Raw genomic sequence first — 3,700 nt, 5'->3', positions numbered from 1 at the left:
GGTGGGGTTCATCGGATTCTTCCAGATGTTCGCCCGTGCGGCGGGCCGCTTCCCCGGTGACTACGCAGCCCTGCTGGCAGTCACCGCCGCCCTCTTCATCGCCCTCTGGGTCCTGCTGGAGATTTTCCTACCTTACGGTAGCCAGGCCATCCTGCCCAGCATCGTCATCCTGAGTTCCCTGGGCATCACCCTGATCACCCGCATAGATTTGCGCAACGCCCGGATCGGCCAGCCCACACGAGTGGGCTTCACCCAGCTGATCTGGCTGTGTCTGGCCCTGGTCCTGTGCGGGCTGCTGGTGGTGCTGCTCAGGGACTATAGGCTGCTGCGCCGCTTCTCCTATGTGAGCATGGTGGTGGGCCTGGTCCTGCTCCTATCGCCCATGCTTCCCGGCATCGGCCGCGAGATCGGCGGCGCCCGCATCTGGATAGGCATAGGGTCACACACCCTGCAACCCGGCGAATTCGCCAAGCTCTTCCTGGCCTTCTTCTTCGCCGCTTACCTGTTCGACCACCGAGACCAGCTGGCCGTGGGCGGCAAGAAGTTCCTGGGCATGCGGATGCCCCGAATCAAGGACTTTGGCCCCATCATCATCGTCTGGCTGATTTCGCTGGCCGTCCTGGTCATCCAGCATGACCTGGGCACCTCGTTGATGTACTTCGCCATGTTCGTCTCCATGCTCTATGTGGCCACCGGCCGCACCAGCTGGATCGCCATCGGCTCGGTCTTCTTCGTCATTGGAGCCGTGGCCGCCTCTATGATCTTCGCACATGTGGGTGCCCGTGTGGATGCCTGGCTGCACCCCTTCAGCGACGCTGAGTTCGGCAAGGCCTTCGGCGGGTCCGGCCAGCTGGTGCGCGGCATCTTCGGTCTGGCTGCCGGCGGACTGACCGGCACCGGCCTGGGCCAGGGACGCCCCTGGATCACTCCCCTGGCCAACTCCGATTTCATCTATACGTCGGTGGGCGAGGAGCTGGGGCTGAGCGGCCTGCTTGTGGTCCTGGCCCTCTACCTGGTCATCGTGGCCTCGGGCATGATCACGGCCATGAAGATTAAAGACGGCTTCGGCAAGCTCCTGGCCTCCGGTCTGGTCTTCACCATGGCCTTCCAGGTCTTCACCGTGGTGGGCGGCATCACCCTGGTCATCCCCCTGACCGGACTGACCATGCCCTACATGGCGGCAGGCGGCTCCAGTCTGGTGGCCAACTGCATCCTGGCAGTCCTGCTGATCATCATCTCCAACGCGGCCAACAAGCCTGCGCCGGAGGTCAGCTCGGACACCTTCAAGTATGAGGCCCTGGCCGTCCTGCGCCAGCAGGAAACCAGCAAGCGCAGCGGACAGGACGACTCGGACTCTGAAGAGTCCCACAGCCGTCATGCCGAGCCGGACGAGCCGACCGATCAGGATGAGGAGGCCGACCTGCCAGCCACCGGCCGCATCCCCGTCCGCCAGGTCCGAGGAGGTGGACAGTGAACAAGGCCCTGCGCCAACTCTTCAACGCCGTCATCGTCCTCTTCGTCATCCTGGGGCTTTCCAGCTCCATCATCATGGTGATCAGGGCAGGGAGCCTTAACTCGGACTCCCGCAATCTGCGCGCCCTCTACCATGAGTACGCGGCACCCAGAGGGGCCATCCTGACCTCGGACGGCGCCGTCATGGCCCAGTCCGACCCCATCAACGACTCCTTCCAGTACCAACGGCACTACCACAAGGGTGCCGTCTACTCGCCCATCACCGGTTACTACTCCATCACAAGCCCAGCAGACCGGGGAATCGAGGCTTCACGCGACCGTCTGCTGAGCGGCCAATCGGACAGCCTGTGGATGGACCGGCTCAAGTCCCTCTTCACCGGAACCCAGAACAAGGGTGCCTCCATCGAGACCTCCATCAATCCAAAGATGCAAGAGGCCGCCTACGACATGCTGGGCAACCTGTCCGGATCGGTGGTGGCTATCGAGCCCTCCACCGGCCGCATCCTGACCATGGTCAGCACGCCAAGCTACAACCCCGACGACCTGACCGCCCACGACAGCGGTGATGCCTCCCAGGCCTACCAGAAGCTGGCCTCCCGTTCTGACAACCCCATGCTCAACCGGGCCACCTCACAACTGTATCCGCCCGGATCCACCTTCAAGGTGGTCGTGGCAGCGGCCGCCCTAGAGTCCGGCCAATACCACCCCGACAGCCAGTTACCGGCCGGGGCCTCATACACCCTGCCCGGCACCAACTACAACCTGACCAACGCCACAACCACGGGCAACGGAGCCAACGGCCGGATCAGCTTGGAAAATGCCCTAGCATACTCCTCCAATACAGCCTTCGCCCAGCTGGGAGTTAGCCTGGGCGGCAAGACGCTAGCCGAGCAGGCACGCAAATTCGGCTACGGCTCCACCATCACCCTGGATGGAACCAACTCCACAGGCCGACCCATGAAGGCTGTGGCCTCCAAGTTCCCCGAGGACCAGTCCCAGGACCGGCTCGCTCTGGCCTCCATCGGCCAGGGAGACACCCTGTCCACCCCCATGCAGGCGGCCATGACCGCCGCCGCCGTGGCCAACGGTGGCAAGCTCATGCAGCCGACCCTGGTTGATCGGGTGCGCTCCAGCGATCTGAGCGTCATCAGCGAGACCACGCCCTCGGTTTACTCGCAGGCCTTCTCCTCGGACACCGCCAAGGCCCTAACCACCATGATGGAAGCAGTGACCACCAAGAGCTACCCCAATCTGGCTATCCCCGGCATGCAGGTGGCGGCCAAGTCCGGCACAGCTCAGATCGGTGCAGGCAATACGGCAAATGACGGGTGGATGGTAGGATTCGCCCCGGCCGATAACCCCAAGGTGGCTGTTGCCGTCGTGGTGCATGGCGTCTCCTCCTATGGCATGGAGATTGCCGGGCCGATCATGAAACGCGTCATGCAGGAGGCTGCCAAGTGAAACTAGTACAGGGACAGCTCATCCATCGACGGTACCGTCTGGACCGTCGCCTGGCCCAAGGGGGCATGGGCGAGGTCTGGAAGGGCTACGACATCGAATTGGGCCGCGTGGTGGCCATCAAGGCCCTACGCGAGGACCTGACCAACGAGGAGTCCAAGTTGCTGCGGCTACGGGCCGAGGCACACAATTCCGCCAACCTGGCCCACCCCAACATCGCCGCCCTCTTCGAGTACTACGAGCACGATGGCATCGGATTCCTGATCATGGAATACGTGCCCAGCCAATCCCTGGCAGACATTTACCGGGACCGGGGCGCCCTGGATCCCATCGAGCTGCTGCCCATCCTGATCCAGACGGCCCGGGGGCTCTACGTGGCCCACTCACACGGGGTCATCCACCGGGATGTCAAGCCGGCCAACATCATGGTCTCCGACACCGGCGAGGTCAAGATCACCGACTTCGGGGTCTCCTACTCCACCAACCAGGGGCAGATCACCCAGGACGGCATGGTGGTGGGCACGGCCCAGTACATCTCGCCCGAGCAGGCCCAGGGCCTCCAGGCCACGCCCCAGTCCGACATCTACTCCCTGGGCGTGGTGGCCTACGAGGGGCTCTGCGGGCACCGGCCCTTCACCGGCGCCACCCCGGTGGACATCGCTGCAGCACACGTCAACGACCCTGTGCCGCCGCTGCCCGACTCGGTGGACAACCAACTCATGAACTTCGTCATGTCCATGCTGGCCAAGGACCCGCGAGACCGCCCGGC

3 protein-coding genes are annotated in these 3,700 nt (G+C 63.9%); all 3 read left to right on the top strand.

All coding sequences use genetic code 11. The features are described 5' to 3' along the window. Position 1: 1 nt before the first annotated feature. Positions 2-1,474 (top strand): FtsW/RodA/SpoVE family cell cycle protein, encoded by a 1,473-nt coding sequence (locus AC0AP0_RS10225; RefSeq protein ID WP_490430381.1) that lies wholly within the window; start codon positions 2-4, stop codon positions 1,472-1,474. Beyond that, complete coding sequence (locus tag AC0AP0_RS10220; protein WP_110412279.1) at positions 1,471-2,934, top strand: peptidoglycan D,D-transpeptidase FtsI family protein; 1,464 nt, start codon at positions 1,471-1,473, stop codon at positions 2,932-2,934. Before AC0AP0_RS10225 ends, AC0AP0_RS10220 begins: the two co-directional genes overlap by 4 nt. Next, positions 2,931-3,700 (top strand): serine/threonine-protein kinase (locus AC0AP0_RS10215; RefSeq protein WP_490430376.1); only part of this gene is annotated, 770 nt, incomplete at its 3' end. The genes AC0AP0_RS10220 and AC0AP0_RS10215, both read left to right, overlap by 4 nt.

This window comes from Bifidobacterium sp. POST2/T3 (B1) (assembly GCF_058197115.1).
Note: the sequence above shows the minus strand (reverse complement) of the source record. Positions and strands in the feature narration are given on the sequence as shown.